The 20,516-nt window shown below is 66.8% G+C and carries 14 protein-coding genes; 8 read left to right on the top strand and 6 right to left on the bottom strand.

Annotated features, from left to right (window positions below; translation table 11 throughout):
* The first annotated feature begins 149 nt into the window (after positions 1–149).
* Both ACGFIW_RS33075 and ACGFIW_RS33070 read left to right on the top strand, forming a co-directional pair.
* Positions 150–3,749 carry an NACHT domain-containing protein gene (locus ACGFIW_RS33075; RefSeq protein WP_393324272.1) on the top strand — a complete coding sequence of 1,200 codons (3,600 nt, stop codon included), beginning with the start codon at positions 150–152 and terminating at the stop codon, positions 3,747–3,749.
* 254 nt (positions 3,750–4,003) lie between these two features.
* Positions 4,004–4,249 carry a hypothetical protein gene (locus tag ACGFIW_RS33070; protein ID WP_363888256.1) on the top strand — a complete coding sequence of 82 codons (246 nt, stop codon included), beginning with the start codon at positions 4,004–4,006 and terminating at the stop codon, positions 4,247–4,249.
* 585 nt (positions 4,250–4,834) lie between these two features.
* Here ACGFIW_RS33070 and ACGFIW_RS33065 read toward each other — a convergent pair.
* Complete coding sequence (locus ACGFIW_RS33065) at positions 4,835–5,863, bottom strand: site-specific integrase (RefSeq protein ID WP_393324269.1); 1,029 nt, start codon at positions 5,861–5,863, stop codon at positions 4,835–4,837.
* 122 nt (positions 5,864–5,985) lie between these two features.
* On the opposite strand from ACGFIW_RS33065, the gene ACGFIW_RS33060 reads away from it, so the two are divergent.
* From ACGFIW_RS33060 to ACGFIW_RS33045, 4 genes are all read left to right on the top strand, one after another.
* Positions 5,986–6,108, top strand: a complete 123-nt coding sequence (locus ACGFIW_RS33060) for a hypothetical protein (RefSeq protein ID WP_393324267.1) — start codon at positions 5,986–5,988, stop codon at positions 6,106–6,108.
* Positions 6,109–6,165: 57 nt separating this feature from the next.
* Complete coding sequence (locus ACGFIW_RS33055; protein ID WP_393324264.1) at positions 6,166–6,519, top strand: nucleoside 2-deoxyribosyltransferase; 354 nt, start codon at positions 6,166–6,168, stop codon at positions 6,517–6,519.
* Between the two features lie 122 nt (positions 6,520–6,641).
* Positions 6,642–7,193: a hypothetical protein gene (locus ACGFIW_RS33050; protein WP_393324261.1), complete on the top strand. Its 552-nt coding sequence runs from the start codon at positions 6,642–6,644 to the stop codon at positions 7,191–7,193.
* 616 nt (positions 7,194–7,809) lie between these two features.
* Positions 7,810–8,928, top strand: a complete 1,119-nt coding sequence (locus ACGFIW_RS33045) for an IS630 family transposase (RefSeq protein ID WP_393324257.1) — start codon at positions 7,810–7,812, stop codon at positions 8,926–8,928.
* A gap of 20 nt (positions 8,929–8,948) precedes the next feature.
* Here the strand turns inward: ACGFIW_RS33045 and ACGFIW_RS33040 are convergent, their stop codons facing one another.
* Positions 8,949–9,257 carry an immunity 53 family protein gene (locus ACGFIW_RS33040; protein WP_393324254.1) on the bottom strand — a complete coding sequence of 103 codons (309 nt, stop codon included), beginning with the start codon at positions 9,255–9,257 and terminating at the stop codon, positions 8,949–8,951.
* Positions 9,258–9,348: 91 nt separating this feature from the next.
* Between ACGFIW_RS33040 and ACGFIW_RS33035 the strand changes: the two genes are divergently transcribed.
* Positions 9,349–12,327: a zinc-ribbon domain-containing protein gene (locus ACGFIW_RS33035; protein WP_393324251.1), complete on the top strand. Its 2,979-nt coding sequence runs from the start codon at positions 9,349–9,351 to the stop codon at positions 12,325–12,327.
* Between the two features lie 464 nt (positions 12,328–12,791).
* Here ACGFIW_RS33035 and ACGFIW_RS33030 read toward each other — a convergent pair whose 3' ends face one another.
* On the bottom strand, positions 12,792–14,222 hold the full coding sequence (locus tag ACGFIW_RS33030) for a hypothetical protein (RefSeq protein ID WP_393324248.1): 1,431 nt from the start codon (positions 14,220–14,222) through the stop codon (positions 12,792–12,794).
* A 43-nt stretch (positions 14,223–14,265) separates the two neighbouring features.
* Positions 14,266–16,512, bottom strand: a complete 2,247-nt coding sequence (locus tag ACGFIW_RS33025) for a hypothetical protein (protein ID WP_393324246.1) — start codon at positions 16,510–16,512, stop codon at positions 14,266–14,268.
* A gap of 1,332 nt (positions 16,513–17,844) precedes the next feature.
* Here ACGFIW_RS33025 and lexA point away from each other — a divergent pair.
* Entirely contained in the window at positions 17,845–18,495 is a 651-nt protein-coding gene (lexA, locus tag ACGFIW_RS33020; protein ID WP_393324373.1) for a transcriptional repressor LexA, read from the top strand.
* A 377-nt stretch (positions 18,496–18,872) separates the two neighbouring features.
* Here lexA and ACGFIW_RS33015 read toward each other — a convergent pair whose 3' ends face one another.
* Entirely contained in the window at positions 18,873–19,376 is a 504-nt protein-coding gene (locus ACGFIW_RS33015; RefSeq protein ID WP_393324243.1) for a hypothetical protein, read from the bottom strand.
* Positions 19,373–20,149, bottom strand: coding sequence for a hypothetical protein (locus tag ACGFIW_RS33010; RefSeq protein ID WP_393324241.1), 777 nt, complete (start codon positions 20,147–20,149; stop codon positions 19,373–19,375). The genes ACGFIW_RS33015 and ACGFIW_RS33010 overlap by 4 nt, the downstream gene beginning before the upstream one ends.
* Between the last annotated feature and the right edge of the window lie 367 nt (positions 20,150–20,516).

Genomic DNA, 20,516 nt, shown 5'->3' with positions numbered 1-20,516 from the left:
GTGGTCGTGCGGGTGGGCTATCGGCTTCGATTGATGCTTTGTAAGAGGCTGGGCCTCTCCCCTGGGCTGCGCTGCAGCCCGGGCCAGGGTGTGGCTGGGGCGGCGCGGCAGGCACCGTCTGTCGGCACATATGTGCGAAGATCGCCCGCATGCGCTATCGATATGAGGACCTGGGAGATCGGGAGTTCCAGCAACTCATCCAGGCTCTGCTGGCGCACTCGTTGGGACCGGGCCTGCGTGCCATGCCGCTGGGCAAGGCAGACGGCGGCCGTGACGCGGTGCACGCCTCGACCGTGTATCAGGTGAAGTTCACGATTTCACCGGAGGCGATCACCAAGCCGGTCAAGTGGCTGCTTGACGCCGTCGATGGCGAGGCGGAGAAGATCCGTGCGTTGGCGCGGCGTGGCGCGAGGGAGTACTACCTGGTCACCAACGTCGGTGGCACGGGGAACCTGGACAAAGGCACCATCGATCAACTCGATGCGGCGCTTGAGGCCCGCGCGAAGGCGTGGTCGATTCGCATCACAGCCTGGTGGCGGGAGACCGTCGACGCGCAGGTGAGCGCCGCCCCTGCTGACCTGGTGCGGAAGTTCGTTCGGATGCTGCCAGCGGATCAGATCTTGGCCCTGATAGGTCGGGACGACTCGGAGGCTGCTCGCCGGCGGGATCGCGCGCTGCGCGCGTACCTGCTCGATCAGTACGAGGTTGATGATCAGGTGAGGTTCGGCGAGGTTGATCTCCTCGGACCATCGGTGTACCGGCTGTTCGTCGACGTCAAGGTGGCAAGTCGGGAAAGCTTCAGCGTCCCCTTTCGGCTGATGGCGCAGTTCAGCGGAGTCGATGCCGACCGAGTCGACGAGCTTGAACTTCCGCCGACCGGCCAGTGGGAGACCGGCGCAGCGCGGCTGCTGCTGCATCCGGCGTGGCGCGGCAACGCCGTGATCATCGGAGGTCCTGGGCAGGGGAAGACCACCCTGCTGCAATACGTGTCTCAGGTGTACCGGTCCATGCTGCTGGACCGGCACGAGTACCGCAACGAGCGCTACGACCCGCACGTAGCCCGAACACCTTTTCGCGTCGACCTGCGGGCCTACGGGGAGTGGCTGGCGCGTGGCAACAAGAGGCGCAAGAAGGAGCCAGATCTCGCCGCGCCCTTGGAGGAGTACCTCGCCGCCCACGTCAGCGCGCACAGTGGCGGTCAGACGTTCACCATTGACGACCTGAGCGCCGTGTTTGCCGCCGGACCGGTTCTGCTGGCCCTGGACGGGCTCGACGAGGTCGCTGACCTGCGGCTGCGAGAACGGGTCGCGGAGCAGATCGCCACGACGGCGCGGCGGTGGGACGGTCCGGACATCGACATAGTCATTCTGGTCACCACTCGCCCCGGAGCCACCGCCGCTCCACTCAAGCTCGGCTCCGCCTTTCCTGAGCTGGTGGTCCAGCGGCTGACGAAGCGGCTGCAGGTGGCCTACCTCAAACGCTGGGCCGAGCAGACTGGCCTGACCGTTGAAGCCACGAGCGCGCTGCTCAAACAGTTCATCGGCAATCTAGAGCTGCCTCATGTTCGGGAGCTGGCGGCCAGCCCCATGCAGATGGCGATCCTGCTGCATTTGCTGCAGCGGCGCAGCATTCTGCCCGAGCAACGCACAGAGCTGTACAAGGACTACGTGGAGGTGTTCTTCGACCGGGAGAGACCCAAGGAGCCGATGGTCGCTCAGCACCGCCGGCTGGTGCTGGCGCTGCACCGGTTCCTGGCCTGGCACCTGCAGACACAGGCGGAGCAGGGCAGCAGCAGCGGTAGACTCGAGTTGGACGATCTGCAGAGACTGATCGCTGAGTTCCTCAGTAACTACGACGAGACTAGTCCGAACCTTGGGGCGCTGTTCACCTCGGTTACCTCGCGGGTCGTCTGCCTCGTGCAGCGCAGCAGGGGTTTCGAGTTTGAGGTGCAGCCTCTGCGGGAGTACTTCGCAGCCTGCCACCTGGCTGAAGGAGCGCAGCCGCGAGGCCTGGGGACGAAGGACGCGCGGCTGGCGGAGATGATGAAGCGTCCTTATTGGTCGAACGTGCTGCGCTTCTTCGTCGGTCTGCTGTCCGAGGCCGAGATCAAGAGCCTGCCGACGACCATTCGAGAGGTCCGGGCGAACGCGCCGTTCGACGTCCTTCCGCTGACCCGCGCCGTCCTGGTGCAGCTACTGCGCGACCGGGTCTACCAGGATTTCACTGCTGTGGCGGTGCGCGGCGCGGTCGAAGCAGCTCTCGAAGGGCCCGGCTGCGTGCTCGCCGAAGACGGGTTGCTGGATGACACCGGGAAGCCACTGGTGCTCGCCCCGGGTGTGGGAGCCGCCCAGATCGCCGTGTACGCGCGCTCGCGGTTGGAAACCGAACCTGACCAGGCGCACCGCGACGCGCTGGGTCGGCTGCTATCCCGTCACGAACCGGCGGAGCGCACCCACAGCTGGTGCTGGGGCGATGGCATGCGTCAGCCGACCATGAGCTGGTTGCGCACCGCCGCGCACGTGCGCGCCCTGTCGGGGATGAGCACCTGGCAGGCTGCACACGTGCTGTCCTGCGCCAGCGGCGCAGCCCTCCTTGCCGCCCGAGAGCCTGTCCTGCCGCTCTTGCTCGACGCCGGCAGCGACGTCAAGAGCGGCCCCCTCGCGCAGGCGTGCGTTGCCGACCTCGGCGACGGGTACTGCCACGACCGCCGCCCTGGCGACGGTCCAACCTTCCTTGAGCAGCTCCACGCCAGCTCCCACCCGGACGGCTTCTACGCCAAGCGACTCGCAGCTCTCCGCGCCGCCCACAGCGGCGAAGCGGCCGTGCGCCGCCGCCGGCGCCGCAGCACCCCGCACATCGGTGACCCCACGGTGCTCCTGTCCGAGTTGAAGGCCGCAGAATCGACCGAGGACTGGGCAACCGAGGAGGCTTGGGCGCACCTGCTGAATGTGCTCGCCGGCGGGTTCGGCGACAGCTGGCTGCTGCGGGAAGCGGTGCTAGCCGCCCCAGACGGCCTTACCGTCACGATGCCGGCCGAGCCTCAGCTCGCCGCTGGCGCTACTCCAGCCGCCATCGCGGCGTGGCTGCGCCAAGCGCACCACCACAACGACGACACCGCATGGTGGCTGGACAGGGAGCCCGAGATCAGTGACCGCCTTGCGGTCCGTACGTGGATCCTGGCTGTCGCTCTCTTCGCCCGAGCGCAGGTGGTGCAGGCGTGCATCCCACAGATGGATGCCATCCTGGGCCGACTCACAAACCATGAAATCGCCACCGTGATGGCCACCGCTCGGCGTTTCACCGTTCACACCTCGCCCCGTCGCCTCGACCTCTATGCGCCGCTGCACAACCGGCTGATCACACCCTCGGCGCTCACCGCGCTTCTGCTGCACCTCACCGCGTTCGACTCAACCCAACCCGAGCTGCTACGGATCATCGCCAACAACGTCAGCGACGTGCTCACGGTGCGCAGCGACGTGACCGTCCTTGCCCTGTCCGTCGTGGCTGACCACACCAAGCCGCTACGACCAGCGCTGCTGGCCGGCACCCGGCCGCACCTCGCCGCAGGCATGCTCAGCGAAGCCCGCGTCGGAGCCGTCACCACCGTCACGGCAAGTCGCATCCTCAAGCAACCCCAGCAATGGCCACCAGACGTGGTCATCACCGCTCAGGTGATCCTGTCCAGCGCCCTGTCCACTCTGCCCGCCCTCGCCGACATCGCCAGCGAGAACAACTGGTTCAGCGACTAGTGCCGCACCGGTCAGGAACCTGACGCACCGCGACGCTGGGTGGTTACGGTGAGATCGGACGGCCGCCGAGCGGTGAGTTTGAAGGCCGCCGTCCGACTGGTTGCCGCCCGCTGGCGCGACACTCGCCCCTGGCGCTCTCAGAGAACCACATCGGGACCGGCGCAGCTGGTGCCAACTAATCGACGCGCACGTTCGTAATCAACGCCCCGGGCCCGCGTGGGTCGCTGACCAGCCACCGCGAGAGGATCTACACCATGCCCATCCCCGCCGAATGGCTCGAGGCCCAGTCAGCGCCCGGCTACATCGTCTGCGCGCACCGCATCTGTACCAAGAAGGCGAGGCCCTACGTCACCGACCACGTCTGCTGCGGCAACGCCAAGCACGATGCCGCCCACGAGGCCAACCGCGCCGTCGAGCAGCCTTCTGCCGAGGTCTACGGGCTCGGCGACCTGCGCGCTGACGTGGCCGCCGGAATCCGGCGTCGGCTCGGACGTCGCTGAGACGTCCTCAGCCGCACACAGATGAGCCACGCGCTCCTCCGACGTAGGCACCGCTGGTCCTTGGGGTACACCCGTCGCAGCTGTGAGGCGGATGCGTCCGACGTTGGTCAAGGCGCTTAACCAGGGCGGCGCCGAGATCGGCTACGCCACGCGCTCGCCACCAACGCCTGCAAACTCAGAAGTCCTTTTAAGAATGGAAGGACGCCATGGGTCTGGCCGCCTGCGTGGAGCCTGCCAAGACCCGCGAGGAGATACACGGTCAGCTCAGAGCTCGGTGTTCATCACCGCCGCCCGCTTCGTCCTTTACTCGGCTGGACGTACGCCACGATGGCGGCAACCATCAGGAGGACAAGGACGGCACCCACGATGCCGCTCGCCCGCGATGATGCACGGAGCGCACACAACGGCAACCGCGATCCGGCCGGCCTTCGTGCCGGGGCTTCGCTTCGCTGTCGGCTGCTCCGGCCATGGCTCAACTGGCCCCGGTCGGTAGCGTGGCCTGGCGCGCGGCGGTAGCTCCTCTGCGCCCATTCGGCTCACTCCAGTTCGGATATCCGGAATCGTCAGGAACCGCTTTCGGCTCCATCAGAGACCGACGTCAGTAAGGGCGTTATCCTCCCACTGGTCGGCATCCTCGATGTACCCGGCCAGCGTCGCGGAGCCGTCCTTCCACCCGCCGTGCCGGGCGATCCACAGCGGGTTCTTGCCCCGCCGATGGGTTTCGGTGGCGAACCCGCGGCGCAGGGAGTGACCGGAGAACGCGGAGGCGGCGTCCAAACCGGCGCGCAGCGCGGTGCGGCGGACGATGATGGCTACGGCCTGGCCGGTGATGCGACCATTCGCTTCGCCGCGCCCGTGCGGCACCCGGCCGAGGTTGCCGTGCCGGTCGATGCGACGGAACACCGGTCCCGACGTCTCCCTGCGGGCGGCCAGGGCGTCCAGCCATGCCTGCATCGTGCGCACGGGGCAGGTGGCCGGTCGCGAGGTGTAGGGCAGGGCGGTGCTGCGGCCCACGGATTCCTTGTCGGTCTTGGAGCGTCGGATGGCGATCTGCAGGCCGTGGTCGGTGAAAGCGAGGTCGGCGATGTTGAGCGCCGCGAGTTCGCTGCGCCGGGCACCCAACGCGAAACCGACCACGATGAGGGCCCGGTCGCGCACCCCTGCCAGGGTGGAGACGTCGAGGGTGTCGACCATCGCCCGCAGCGCTGTAATGGTCAGCGCCTTGGCCTTGCGTACTCCTCGGCCACCTTCCGCGAGCTCGGCGCGGTGCCGGCGCACCACCGCGCGCGCCGGCCGGGTGTGGGGCGGCGGGAGGTCGGCGGCGGCGTGGGCGACGGTGATGGCCGCCATGGCGCGCTCGATCGTGGACGCTGCCTTGCCTTCGTCGGCGAGGTGCGAGACGTACTCGGCCAGGGTCGCCGCGGTGGCCGGCAGGTGTGATCGTTGTTGGTCGTCGCACCAGTGGGTGAAGCGGCGCCAGTCCCCGGCGTAGGCCCGCCGCGTCGACGCGGGCACCGACTCGCGGATGCGCCGCCGCGCCGCTTCCGACAGCTGCTCGTTTGGATCGATGAAAGTGGTTGGGTCGGCGCTCTCCCGGGCCTCAATCTCATTCACGAGAAGGAACGTTATCGTGAATGGGCGACAGGGGGCGGGCGACGCGCCGCCGTTGGTCGCTCAACCGCGCTACCGTCCACTACGGTCGTCTCCCTCCCCCGATATTGAGAGGACGGTTTCGCATGGACAACTTCGAGGGCATCCGCGTCTACGCCGCTGGGAAGATCACCAAGAACGGGTGGCGGCACACCCTGTTTTCCATCGTCGATGGCGCCGAGTACGAGAACCCGGACCGGACGCCCTAGCCGGAGGAGGTTCGCATCGCCAGCCTCCCCGGCGCCGTGTACGTCGGCCCGCACTTCATGAGCGACGACCATGGCTGCTACCACGGCGAGAACAGCCACGGCGTCGCCGCCGGCGACATCGCCTGCGGCGGCGCCTACCCGGGGATGTCCCGGCCCGAGGTCACCCAGCGGTGCCTGACCGCGATTCGCTCGGCCACCCACATCTTCGTCTGGATTGACGACCCGACCTGCCACGGCAGCCTCGTGGAGATCGGCTACGCGCGGGCGCTGGGCAAGAAGGTGCACGTGTACACCCAGGCCGGGCGCAAGGAGCTCGAGGATCTGTGGTTCGCCGCGCAGATCGCCACGGCCCACGGTGAGGCGGCCACCGCCGAGCGGGCCTGGGCCGACTTCCGCCTGCGGCTGAGCTGACTCGGAGCCATGCGGAGCAACGCCCCCGACCGTTCGGTCGGGGGCGTGCGCGCGTCCGTGCTACGGCCGAACTGGGCCTGACCGGTTCACCGCAGATTTGGCGCCGCGCCTACCCTGCGAGCATGAGCCATGACGACGCCCCGGCTACGGAGATCTCCCAGGAGCGGGAGATGGACGCCGGCCCCAACTCCGGCCACCTTCGCCACGAGTTCTCGGGTTGGGCGCAGACGACTGCCCTCTTCATCGGACAGGCCATGGCCGCCGGCGTGATCGGCAACCTCACGCACGAGGCGCTCAAGGCCGCGCTCGGCAAGCTGCGGCGCCGCGAGCGGGCTCGCGAACTTCTATACCACGACCCCGACTTCGAGCTCGTTGCCCGAACAGCGGTCAACTGGCAGTGCGCGCAGCATGGCGTCGCCGACCAAGCCGGCGCCGAGGTCGAGGCCATCTGCTCGCCGACGTCGGACGGGTCGAACGGGTTGGATGTGTACTTCCGCGACCGCCCTCGCGGAGTCACAGCCACCGTGCACCTGTCGTTCGACAAGCAGAGGGCGGACGTCAAGGCGGAGGTTCGTCTGCCGGAGAAGTTGGTCGGCCAGCGCCCCAAGGTGACGGACGGGCTGCCCGTCGGCGTGCTCAGGGCGGCCGACGGGTGGGAACAGCTACCTGGGTAGCCCCGACCCCTGCACGATCCGCACCGCCACCCGGATCTCGGCGAGCTGCGGCCGCCGTTGTAGCGCAGCTGCGCTATAACGGCCGCGCTGTGGACACCTCGAACACCACAAAGCTGGGTGGTCCGGCGCATCCGCCGACGGCTCGTCATCGTTCGGCATTAAGCCGCCTTTGGTTCCTCGCCCCGCTCCTGCTCCAGCTTCACCACCTCGAGGTCAGCTGCCTTCGCGCGCGACGCCATGCCGGTGTCGTAGGTGATCATGGTGACCTGCCGGCCAGCGACACGAGGAGCTGGTGTCGGTCGGGCGGGACGAGCGCGTTGAGGCTCGCGGCGCTGATCTGGGTGCGGAGCTGGCATCGAACCTCGTTTGCCCAGTCAAGGTAGGAGAAGACTCGATGCATCGCTGGGTGGGTGGCACCGCCCCGGATGTTGGCGACGGCCTGGTGCAGGTTAGGAGCGACTGGCGGAGGCTGTTCCCGCGGACGCCGGGCAACGGAGTGATCAGCACGTCCGCGATCCTTTCTCGCTGGCTAGTGCTTTGACCGGGAAGGTTCGCCGGGTTGGCCACTGTCGCGATTGGATATAGCCCGACATCCGAGCCGACACCTGGAGGCTAGGTGGCCGAGCCTGTCCGTGTGCGTAGGTTGACCGACCAGGAAGGGCAGAAGCTGCAGCAGATCGTGCACCGGGGCAGCGCCAGCTCGGTGCGATACCGGCGGGCGATGATGCTGCTGGCCTCCGCCGGCGGGAATCGAGTCCCGGTGATCGCCCAGCTCGTCCAGGCCGACGAGGACACCGTCCGTGACGTGATCCACCGCTTCAATCAGATCGGCCTGGCCTGCGTGGACCCTCAGTGGGCCGGAGGCCGTCCCCGCCTGCTCAGCCCTGACGACGAACAGTTCGTCGTCGCGACGGCCACCACCCGACCGGTCAAGCTCGGCCAGCCTTTCACCTCCTGGTCGCTGCGCAAACTCGCCGCCTATCTGCGCAGGTTGGACGGCAGAGTCATCCGCATCGGCCGCGAAGCCCTGCGTCGTCTGCTCGGCCGCCGCGGTGTCACGTTCCAGCGGACCAGGACGTGGAAGCAGTCCCCAGACCCCGACCGCGACGTCAAGCTTGACCGGATCGAAGAGGTTCTGGACCGGTTCCCGCAACGGGTGTTCGCGTTCGACGAGTTCGGGCCGCTCGGGATCCGACCCACCGCTGGGACGGCGTGGGCCGAGCGGGGACACCCGCAACGGTGGCCGGCGACCTATCAGCGCACCCACGGCATCCGCTACTTCCACGGCTGCTACTCCGTCGGCGACGACACCCTATGGGGCGTCAACCGCCGCCGCAAAGGCGCCACGAACACCCTGGCCGCGCTGAAGTCGATCCGCGCCGCCCGTCCCGACGGCGCCCCGATCTACGTGATCATCGACAACTTGTCCGCGCACAAGGGTGCCCAGATCCGGACCTGGGCCGCCAGACACCGGGTCGAGTTGTGCTTCACACCGACCTACGCCTCCTGGGCCAACCCGATCGAGGCCCACTTCGGCCCGCTGCGGCGGTTCACCATCGCCAACTCCCACCACCGCAACCACACCGCCCAGACCCGGGCACTGCACGCCTACCTGCGCTGGCGCAACACCAATGCCCGCCACCCCGACGTCCTCGCAACCCAACGCCGCGAACGAGCCCGCGTTCACAGCGAGAAAGGCCTCCGCTGGGGCGGCGGACCGGCGTATGCCGTGTGACGGGTTCGCCTTTCACCGCCTCACTGGCCGCTCTCAGATGCCCAGTCACGGAACAGGGTGAGGGCCTCGGTCAGGTTGCGAGGCCCGCATGCGAGGTAAAAGGCATTTTCGGATGTCCAGGCCATCACCCAGTCATGTTCACCCCGTGTGACCTGCTGCCGGAGGTGCTCCCGATCCGCCAACTCCGTCTCCTCTAGATCGATCGTGATCGACCAGCCGGGGTTGTCGAGCGTTTCGATCTTCAACCCCCACTCGTGTTCCCAGTCGCCGTCGCACTGTGAGGCATACCAGCTCTGCAGCCAGCTAAGAACCTGCTCGGATTCGGACATGGACGTGGACGTTAACCGACCTGCGACGCTGGGCTGACAACCCGGTGAACCTTCGCGGTCACCGCACTAGTTGAACGCCAGGGTTACGTTGTTGCGGATCTTTCCCCTGCTGGGTGCTGTCTCCCCCACGATGACGTGGGCGGTGCTTGAAGCCGTCACCGCTAACCTTGACCGTGCCGGAGCCCCTCGACCGGCTGCTGAGTCTGCGGCAGCGGAGCGGCATCTGCCGCTGCGGCATTCGGAAGGTGTCGTACTCGGTTGCGATGATGCGGGCGTGGCCGCCAAGACCCGGGAGACACTAGCGAGCGTCCATCCAGATCTCCTGCCGGAACTGCTCGAGGTTAAGGGTTGGATGGGGGCATTGGGCGACCTCCCCCGAGGCTCGAACCGCGAGGCCCGATGGAGGTGCGCGACCTGCGGGCTTGAGTGGTGGCAGGCCGCTGCGGTGCGGATGCGAGCGGCACCCGGTTGCAAGGGTTGCCGGAGCCGTCTGCGGCGCGAGGCCGACACGCCGGAGCCGGGCCGCAGCCTGGCCGAAGTCATGCCTGAACTGGCCACGGAGTGGCTGGAGTGCATCACCTATCCCACCGCCACACCCGAGACGATCAGCGCCCAGTCCTCGGCTGAGGCGCGCTGGCGCTGCTCGGCCTGCGGCCACTCCTGGGTAGCCCCGATCTCGCGGCGGTCCGGGTCTGGGGGCGGCGGTTGCAAGCCGTGCGCGGGCAAGCGCCGATCCGACGCCAACTCCCGGCGGGTGGCCAACCGGGTCGGCGACGCGTGCCCGGAGATCGTCGAGTTTTTCCTGCGCTGGGAGGACCCGGCCGAGCAGGCGCCGGTGGCAGAGGTGAGCGTCCGCTCCGACAAGGTGGCCTGGTGGCGCTGCGCCTGCGGCAACACCTGGCACACGAGAGTCCGGCTCCGGGTCGCCGGGAGCGTCTGCCCACGATGCCGGGCCGCGAACCGTCGGCCGCCGACCACCGCACCGCTGCGCACTACCCACCCCACGGTCGCCGAGATGTTCGTCCGCAACCTCACCCATCCGCACCGCACCCCCGACTCCCTGCCGAAATCCGCGACTGACCGGTGCCAATGGCGGTGCAACGCCTGCGATCACGAGTGGGAGCAGACGGTGTTGTACGTGGTCGGTGCCGGCCGGCCCTGCCCTCGATGCGCCGCGTTGATGGGCGGAGCAGCGCAGCCCGGCCGATCGCTCGCTGACCTGTACCCAGAGATCGCGGCACAGTTCGTCGCCAATCAGCGGCGTCCCGAGCGCGGCCCCGCCCTCCTCCGTCCGAACTCGGTCGACCGATGCTTATGGCGCTGCGGCCACTGTGGGCACGAGTGGGTGTCCACCGTGACGAATCGGACCGCTGGCCGAGGTTGCCCGCCCTGCGGGCGCCGTCGGGCGGGCGAGATGCTGCGGGACCCCGGCGAAGCCGCTTCGTTCAGCAACACGCATCCGGAGCAGGCCGTCACGTTCGTCGCCAACAAGTCTCACCCTGGTCGGGACCCGCAGAGCTTCACCGCAGGGACCAACGACATCTGCGTCTGGCGCTGCCCAGAGTGTTCCCGGCACTTCGAACGCTCGGTCGTCACTCACGCGACCCGGCTGCTCTGTGCTGCATGCGCGTACCTGGCTCGGGGCGTCGCCAGTCGGGTCGCCCCCGACAAGAAGTCGCTCGCCACGCTCATGCCGGAGGTCGCCTCGTCCTTCGTGGCGAACCTCTCCTGGCCCGGGCACGGACCGGCGACGCTGTACCCGCGCGCCGGCGCCCTCTGCTCTTGGCGCTGCCGGTGCGGTGCGCTATTCCAGGCGCACGTGCGCGATCGCGCGAAATCACCGGACTACGGCTGCGGCCGGTGTCGCCGCCGCGGCCGGAGCCTCCTCGAACTAGAGCTCGCCCACCTGCTGGCGGCCGCGACGGGCGACGAGGTGGAAGTCGACGTCCGCCTCGACGGCGGCCGGCGCTCGGCGGAGCGGCTGGACCTCTTCCTGCCCTCGGCCGAAATCTACATCGACCTGGACCCGGCCCAGTGGCACGCCGGCACTGCTGCTCAAGCCCGGGACCTGCGCAAATCTGAGGTCATGGCCAAGCTGGGCGTGCGCTATGTACGGGTTCGGCAGCCCGGCACGCCGCCGGTTCCGGGGGAGACCGTGGTTGCGGGCAGCAAGGACGCGACAGAGTGGTTTCTGGTCCTCGCGGAGTGGCTGCGGTCGCAGTCCGTGGCGTGCCCGCCCCTGTCTGTCGACCGGATCGCCGCAGGCCTCGCCGCAGCACGCGAGGAGTGGAAGACGTTCCAGACCACACCACCCGGCGAAAGCCTGGCCATCTTGTTTCCCGAACTGGCGAGCGAACTGGTCCAGAACTTGACGCGCCCGGAGATGGGCGCACAGTGGCTGCTTCCCGGTTCCGCGGACCGGTGCGTCTGGCAGTGCGGGACCTGCCGGCACGTCTGGCGTACCCGAGTGGCCGACCGGGCCCAGCGCAAAACCGGCTGCCCAGCGTGCTCTCGGCAGGAACGCTCCTACCAGACTCGTCTGAGCCGGGCCGAACTCCGGGTCCGCGACGTCGCTCCCGAGTTGCTCACCCAGGCCGTCCGCATCCTCGACGTCGACAAGGCCCGCGACATTGAGCTGCTCGACCTGGCTCGCGGGTCGACCATCCGGGTGCTCTGGCGATGCCCAGACTGTGCGCACGAGTGGGTGGCACCCGTCGTCACCCGCACCTCCGGGCACGGCTGCCAGCCGTGCGGCATCCGCCGGCGCACCGCGTCCCGCCAGGAGCCTTCGCCCGGTGGATCGCTGGGCGACCTGCATCCCGAGATCGCGAGCACCTTTCTGGCGAACCTGGACCACCCTGACCGGGGGCCTGATCGGCTCCGCCCAGGGTCCGGCGACCGCTGCCGGTGGCATTGCCCCTGCTGCGGGTCGAAGCAGTGGGAGACGACTGTCTCAGCCCGAATCCAGCGGCAGGGCTGCAGAGGATGCCGCCGCCTGAGGAGCGGCAGGCGAGATGTCATCGCCAGCAAGGCCGAAGGGCCGCAGTTCGACGCGCTTCTACTGTTCTGACGGCAACCGGTCGCGCAGTATCGACGTACCGTGCGATGCCGACCGGTTACAGGCACTGGTTGACGAACTGGGCCCCACCCTGTCCGCTCTACCTCGATCTAAATAACAGCCACGATCGAGCGTTACCGGCGGCATTTGCGTGTGTACGCCGCTGATCGACTCGTGTGCCTGAGTAACGATTACGTCAATCGGATCCAGCCGGCGGTCGAGGGCTGCATCGGGATCGGCAACCACATCACGATGCGGCTACTTGCTGCCGGCGAGCAGATCGTCGATGTGCCGCCGAAGCTGTCGGCCGGCGCCCGGATCTTCACGACTGGTCAGGACAAGACCGACGCCACCTACCCCCATTTTGTGGCCTGGTCGGCATCCGATGGCCGCGCTGCGGCCGGTGGTCGACGACGAGCAGCGGCGAGCGTCTCCTTCAGCCAGTCCGCCTACCGCGAGGCTCGGGGTCGAGCGGGCTACTCTACTCCAGTTAGATGCGCGATCGGCTTCTCTTGCCGCGCACCCAAAGCAGGGATTCTTTGCATCAAGGCGCAGAATGCCAATACGAAGGCCTTTCTGGCCTCCTCAAGTGGGAACGTCGGAACAACTCCGCTGTGCACAGTGGCACTGCGACTGTAGTAGAGTTCCTCTACTGCTTTCTGGTAGCCTACGGTGCCACGCGCACCCTTAAGGAGCGCACGCGTTCGGCGCCGCAAGCGCTGAGCAACGCCCCGTTCGAAAGAATCCGTCAAAAGCATCTCGAACGCCGTTGCAAGGCTAACCGTAGCTGCCCAATCCTCCCCGCTTCCGCTGTAGGAGCGCCGGAAGTAGGTGACTGCCTCGAAAAGCTTACGGTAGGTGCGCCCTCGGCTATCTTCCTTTGGGACGCCGAGACTGTAGTTCATATAGCCCGCATACAGGTCACCGACTGCCCTATAGACGTTATTTGCCCGAGCCTGGTATCGCCCCCAGTACCGGGGGCCAATCTCGACCGCTAAATCGCTAAGCTCCGTCACGGCCCGTCTTTGATGAATGGGGATCGCGTGACCACCTAAATTCTTCCCGACGCCCGACGTAAGGACAATATAGTGGTGGATATCCAGCGTTTCCCAGTTATTAATGCGGGATGAACTGAAAAGTGCCGCCTTCCGGCTTTGAGTACGTGGCTGCAGGGCGGCCAGCATAACGAGCGAAGCTGTAATCGCCCTGATGCGGCCCAGTAGCAGGAACTCATTCTCGTAATACATCCCGGACACGGATCTAACGGCAGCGATCAGTAGGGGGTTGTACTCGAGCCACTTGGCATTGCGGCTCGTGTGTAGATGTCTAATCAGCTCCCCGTCGACCGGCTTGGAGGTTCCGAGTTGTGCGCCGATCTCGTTCAGACGATTTAGCGTGTGGTCCAACTTGTTCGTTTGCGGGATTACCGCGAAATTTTGTGCTGAATTCACAAGTGAGACACTTGTTCCCCGAAATGGACGCAACAGGCCCGCAGCATAAACCCCGAACGAGTGCAGCGGGAAAACCAGCATACCCGGCTTCTTGAGTTCGCCAGCGCGAAGGGTCTGCAGAGTAGCCAAGAGCGGGTCACTTGCGCCGGCAGCGACATGCTGAAACAGCAACTCGTCGATCACACTAACTCCGACGAAGAGATCGCGGCGCCAAAGCTGACGAGCAACCTCCGCTCGGATCGTTAATATGTGATGAGCGGCGGCCTTCGCCGTCGAGTCAGGTGGATCGATGCCGTAGGCGGCTTCAGCCAAACTTTCGAGATCTGAGAAGCCGCGGAGATCTTGAGCATTGCTGACTAAGTGCGAGATGGAGTCCGAAACTCTTTGACGTTTCGCGATGCGAGCAGTGGATATTTCTTTTGCAAGTCCTGGCAGAGCTGGAAGACGCTGGTTCATTTCTCTCCCATCCTTGCTTACAGGATTACGGACACTGATCGGCTCAGAATTTGTATATTCGGGTAGTTGCGTCGGGGCTGGCTATCGTGCCGTCGGGGTTAAGGCCGAAGCGTAGGAGCTGGTTCGCCTGTTCGACTTGCCCGTGGTTGGTCAGCAGGTTGGCTAACCACTTGCCGGCACAGGGGTTGCCCGCGCGAAGCTCTGCCTTGAGTTCATCGAGGAGGCCGTGTGTGGCCAGTAGTTCGGCGAGTTGCTCGGCAGGATCGATGTCTCCGCCGTTGTCGTAGTTTTCCTCAATGTGTCGCCGCAGCTCGGCTACTGCGTCGTCAACGCGGCCGAGGTCGAGCAGCGCGGTAAGGATAATTCCCTCGTATGCCTCGCCGGCGGCAACGCGCGCGCGAAGCTCATCTAGGTGGCCGCGCCGGGCCAGCAGTCGAAGCTCGGCGTACTCATCCCCGGCGTCCGATCGTGTTTGGAGTTCGTCTAGACGGTCGAGCAGTGCGAGGCATTCGACCATCCAGGCAGCGGCCCATTCGTTGGGCGGGGTGGCATCAGCCTGGGGGCGTACCAGGGCAAGAGCTTCCTCGGGGCGTCCACGTCTTGCAAGCTGGAAGGCGAGTCTTCGGGCCGCGTACTCGTCGCCTGCCTCTGCCAGCGCCTTCAGCTCGTCAAGTCTGTCGTTGTTCGATAGCAGGGCAACGATCTCGACTCTGGAGGCCCAGTGGTTTCGGGTCCGCAGCTCGGAGGCTGCGGCGTCGATATATCCCCGGTTTGTTAAAGCCCAGATCAGGAAATCAGAGGCGTCCGCGCCTTCGAGGTCCCATCCCCGCGCCTCGGCGATCGCGCCTTCGAGATCGCCTTGATCAATTCGTATCTGGATCTCGGCACCACGGTTGCCGGCCTCCGCCAGCCGCTGAAGGATGGGCCGGCTGTAGCGGTACAGCATCCGGGCGTCAGCGTTGGCCTCTAGCTGTTCCAGCGCATCGTGGTCATCGATGTGGTCCACCAAGGCCTGCCACGCAGAGGCGGGTGGGCAATGGGTGCGGCGGGTGCGGCGACTGTGCTGGACCAGGTAGTCGGCCGCGATGTATCCGCTGATCCCTCCCATGGTGCCGTCGTCGACCGGCCTGAGAGCGGACGCGGCACCACGCAGCAGCGTGGTGGCGTAGTCCAAGGCGTGATCAAGCCAATCATTCGCGGCGGCGGCCCGCTGGGCGGAGGTCAGATACCCCGGGACAGCATCAGCGAGAAGCTCACGCGTCAGCGGGGCGCCCACGCCAAGGCACCGCGCATCGACTGCGGCTGTGATAACAGCCTGGCCGTAGGGATTAACGGCTTGTTCCCACCAGCGAAGCAGCTCTGGTCCCGCAGCCAACACCTGGGTCACCCCGGCGTCAACGTTGTCGAGAGCTTCCAAGATACGCCCATCCACGCCAGCCAACTCCTGTGCCCGCCGGCGCTCCATATCGCTCAACGCAGGTGCGACGTCAATGACATGAGCAAGATCAAGAAGTTCCCGGCCGGAAGCGTGGTGGTCGTCATCCCCAGGCCGGCGCGGGTCGATGCGGGTGGCGTACTCATCGGGCCACATAGTGCCGACAAGCACCATTCCGGCCCGAAGCAGGGCGCGTGCCGTACCGGCGGTTAGGCCAGTGTCGCGGGCAAGGTACGTCTGCAGCTCATCCAGCCAGACCACCGTACGGGCGGTGGGTGCCGCAGCAAGGGTCCGGATCTCCTCGGAGTCGGCTGGGTGGACGAGCCACCACTCTGGAAAGGTATTCCGGACGGCTTCATAGAGGGTTCGCGTCTTTCCCACCAGTGATCCACCCACCAGCAGAACGAAACACCCCTGTTGGACGCCCGCAGTCAACGCCGCTCTTAGCTGGGAGTCGACATCGCGAGGGATATACATGGGTAGCTCGCCGGGAGCGCCCTCGGCCCGGATCGCGGCGTGGACACCGAGCCGCCGGGGCAACACTTCCCGTACCCGTATCGCGCCGGCGGGTAGGGCGAGATCGGCGGTGCGCGCACGCTCCCACGCCGCGAGCCACTGGGCAAGGTCAGCCGACGCGACTCGGCAGACTGCCAGGTAGGTCAGCAGCTTGTCCTTGCTGGGTAGTCGTTTGCCGTTGACAATCTCCCCCACGGTGCTTTTGCCCAGGACCTCCCGAGGCGATTCACCGGGGCGCGACCGCAGTTTCCTCGACTCCCGCTCCATGGCCTCGTACGACAGGTCCCGGCGGCGGCGTAGCCCATCCAGGCAAGCGGCCAACTCGACCAGATTGTTCACGCGGGATGGATCAACTCCTGGTACGGAGCTTGATCGATCCACTCTAGTTCCCGCCCATCGCGCTTACCGTCCGGCAACTGGTACCGGCCTCCGACGGACAGAGTAGTAGCCGGTCGCTCACCGCTATGGCCCCGGATCATCCGTTCGTGGCCGGCGGTCCCACCGCCGGGATCCTCCGACGCCGTCGCCGGAGGGCTCGCACCACCGCTGCACTGGGACTCGTCCGCCAGGGCCGGCTGGCCCCTACCACGCAAGGAGTTCCCCATGCAGCAGTGGCTCAACGTCATCCAAGCCACCAGTGATCTTTTTGCCTTCGCTGCCGCCCTCACGAACCTCACCGTCGCGATCACTAGCCACCGCAGGCCTCCCGATCGACGGTCTCGGAGCAGCATCGAGAACTAGCTCACCATCGGCGGTGGTCCTGGCGCCGCCTCGGGCGCCAGGACCAGTTCCTTCGCCGACTTGGTCGTCTTGAAGGATCGACGCGATGGTCGGCTCTCATCTGCGCAACATGCCCATCACGGGCAAGTAGTACATCACTTCCGTGGACGCGACCTTGTGGTGACAGGGCGCGTGGATCTAACGGCACCTCTGTGTCAAGGCGTTGGCAACAGAGAGGTCTCCAACTTCGCGCTGCTCCAGCGGAAAGTCACCGCCGGCCGCGGGCAGCTCAGCCTGGTCCCTCAGTGTCCTGGCCACTATGTGCTGTTCGATCTGCTGGCCGACGTTGGCGGCGAGGTGATCGTCGACCTGCCGCTATCGGCGCGGCGAGACCCCGGCTGAAGCGGCTGCTCGTCGATGCGCCGGCGCAGCTGGCCGTCGCCCCGCAGACCACCGACATGCGGGAGGTGGTGGACTGGCTACTGGACTGGACAGTTGCGGCCGGCATCGAGGGAGTAGTGACCAACCGGTTGGTCGGCCGCTACGAATCCGGCAGGAGAGGCTGGTGGAAGCACCGGACCAGGCTCGTCACCGAGGCCTTCATCGGCAAGTCAACCCGCAGCATTAGCAGCCCCGTCACCGTGCTGCTCCGGCGGGTAGATCGGAGGGGGCGGCTGCGGCACAGCAGCCGCCCCCTCCCGCTGACCGTCGTCTTAGCAGGAGCAGCTCGGCGAGATGCTGTCTCCTCTGGACCCCTGCAGCGAACTCGCGCCGCCGTGGTGCACGGTGGACGGGCAGCTGGAGCGGCCGGAGTTGCTGCGGTACGTACAGGCGGAGCTGACATTGGTGGCAGAGATCGACGCCGACGTCGCGTTGCCGACCGGGTCGGGTCGCCGAACCGGCACCAAGCGCATTAGTACGCGCGTACTAAATCCGTTGTATTGTCCGTGGATGACAACCTCCGAGGGGACCGAGGCTGAGCCGCCCCACATCAGCGCCAAGCAGCAGCGCATCCTGGCTGTGATACACGATTGGATCCAGCAGCACGGCTACCCACCCACGGTGCGCGAAATCGGCGCAGCAGTCGGGCTCGGCTCCCCCTCGTCCGTGGCGCACCACCTGAACATGCTGGAACGGCGTGGCCTCCTGCGTCGCGAGGCAAACGCGTCCAGGGCGGTCGACATACGCAGGGCGCAGGTCGGTCCCGCGTCGAACGAAGCAGACGCGCCAGGTGTCAAAGTTCCGGTGCTGGGCACTATCGCTGCCGGTGCCCCGATTCTTGCTGAGGAACACGTGGAGGACGAGCTGGCGCTGCCTCGCGCCCTGGTAGGGCACGGCATGTTGTTTGCTCTGATAGTTAAGGGCGATTCCATGATCGAGGCGGCAATCTGCGCCGGAGACGTCGTCGTCGTGCGCCAGCAGGCGGTCGCCGAGAATGGCGATATCGTCGCCGCCATGATCGAGGGCGAGGCGACGGTCAAGGCTTATCGAACCCGCGACGGTCGCGTCGAGCTAGTCCCGCGAAATCCACTCTACGATGTGATCTTCGCCGAACACGCGGTCATCCTGGGCAAGGTCGTCTGCGTGCTTCGGCGCGTCTAGCGTCCGATCGACGTCTGCTTACCTGCTCGGCGCCGTCCTTTGTTTGCTGCGATGCCCACTCGCTGGGGCTGTCTTGCGGGCCCTTTGGGCTATGTCGCGCAATGACACGCCGACAGCGTGCGCGATGCCGTTTGGCCTTCGCGATCGCATGGCCGGGCGCCGCAGGGTCCACGGGCGGCGGCGGCTCGATGACAAGCGTCTACATCGCGTGACGTGCTACGCAATCGTCTCGTTCCTTCGCTTCGTCAGCCTTTTCAGCTGGCTTCACGCATCTGAACCCTGAAGCCAGGCCGGCGCCCGTTCTATCGAGCGTGCTCCCGGCGTGCCTCCCGCAACGGGTACCGAGCGACCGGTTCGATGCCTTGAAGACGGTCGGTTCAGCGTCCACCCGTGAGATGCGGACAGGTGCCGCGCTGCTGGTAGCCACCGGACACATCAACGCCTACGGCTTCCCAGAATGGCTGCGAGCTACGGAAGTGACCGCCGAGTGTGTGCCACGACAGGCCGGGGTGCTCGGCCCGGAGCGCGGCGAGGCCGGCGCTGGCCATGCCGTGGCGCTGGTAATGGGGGTGGGTGTAGGGCTGTTCTACCCAGCCGATTCGGCAGCGGCGGCAGATTCGGTAGTCGACGGCGAACGCGAAGTCGCCGTGAAGGTTGGCGGCGCGGGTGCGCCATCCGCGCCGTTCGGCGGAGATAGTGTCCTGCCAGGGTCTTGTCAGTACCGGGACAACGGGCCAGCCGGTTCGGCGGCCCCACTGTCCCCAGGTAACCCAAACGATCAGTTCGCACCAGGGCTCGCGTCCGGAAACTCGGCCCACCGTGCCAGCCTGCGCCACGAGCTGACGCACCGCCTCGTTAAGCGCGGCGTTGTCCTCCCTCATTGCTCGCCGCCCGGCTCGGGCCAGTCCCAGTGGGTCCGGCGTACGCCAGCGTCGAGCATCGCTTGGCTGCGGTGCCGACCGTTGACGTAGAAGCGCCTGCCGTGATCGTCGCGGCTGGGTTGGATCGGATCTAGGACCAGGCTGGTGGCGGCGTCGCGCGTCCATGGGTCTGGCGCAGCCTGACCGATGAAGGTAGACACGGCAGGTAGTTGCTCGTCGGCCTCCAGGTAGCCCTGCCGCAGCGGGGTAGCGGCGGTGCGAGCGATGGCTTGGATCGCGATGGCGGAGGCTGCGTTCCAGTCGCCGCGGTGGTACCAGCAGCATGTACGGCCCTGGCGTCGTGGTGCCACCTGGCGTGCCAGCCGCTGGCCCCACGACGTGCTGGCGGGCATGCATTGTGGCTCGCCGTGCAGATCGGGCCTGGGTAGCGTGATCACCAGGGCGACGGCGAAGCGCTGGCGCCCCTCGACGGCCGGCGGAGGTGGCGTGTACTTGCCGCGGCTCGGGTCGACGGGCCCGCCAACCAAATGCTCCAGCTCGGTCGGGCTCAGCCTTGGCCCCCACCGCACCGGCCGCTGCACGGTGTGCCGGCCGGCGGCGACGAAGCGGAACTGCTGGAAGCCGAGGTCACGCTCATTGAGGAGTTGGTGGGCAATGAACAGCGGTGGCTCCGCCTCGTCGGGGCAGAGTCGCCGCCAAACTTCCTCGGCGTAGTGCTCGGCGGCGTTCGTCAGGCTGGTGCCCTCGCGGTCGCCCTGGGTCACCACGGTCACAGGTCGACGTTCCGGCGCGGTGTACACCTGAACTCTCATCCCGCCGCGAGGGGTGCGAAACTGGTGCTCGTCCACCGTCCGCAGACGAGGCGCTGCATGCTCGGCCAGCAGGCGAGCGCTTCGTTGCGACGCGGTCGGGCCCAGCGCTTCATCCACGTCAGTCACATTACGTCGCCATGACCGTGTGACGCATCGAGGACGTCCACCCCCACCTGGATCTATCCCGAGGACGTCATCACCCACCATCGGGTCTTCATCGCCCGCAGGCGAGCCCTAGTACTCCAGCCGCAGTTGCCTGGTCTGGAGTTTTGGCAGGTAACCGGCATGATCGACGTCGTAGTTGAGTCTGCCGCGCAGCTGTGAATGT

The sequence above is a fragment of the Micromonospora sp. NPDC048935 genome, assembly GCF_043197875.1.
Lineage (GTDB): Bacteria > Actinomycetota > Actinomycetes > Mycobacteriales > Micromonosporaceae > Micromonospora.
This window is presented reverse-complemented; position numbering and strand designations above follow the sequence as displayed.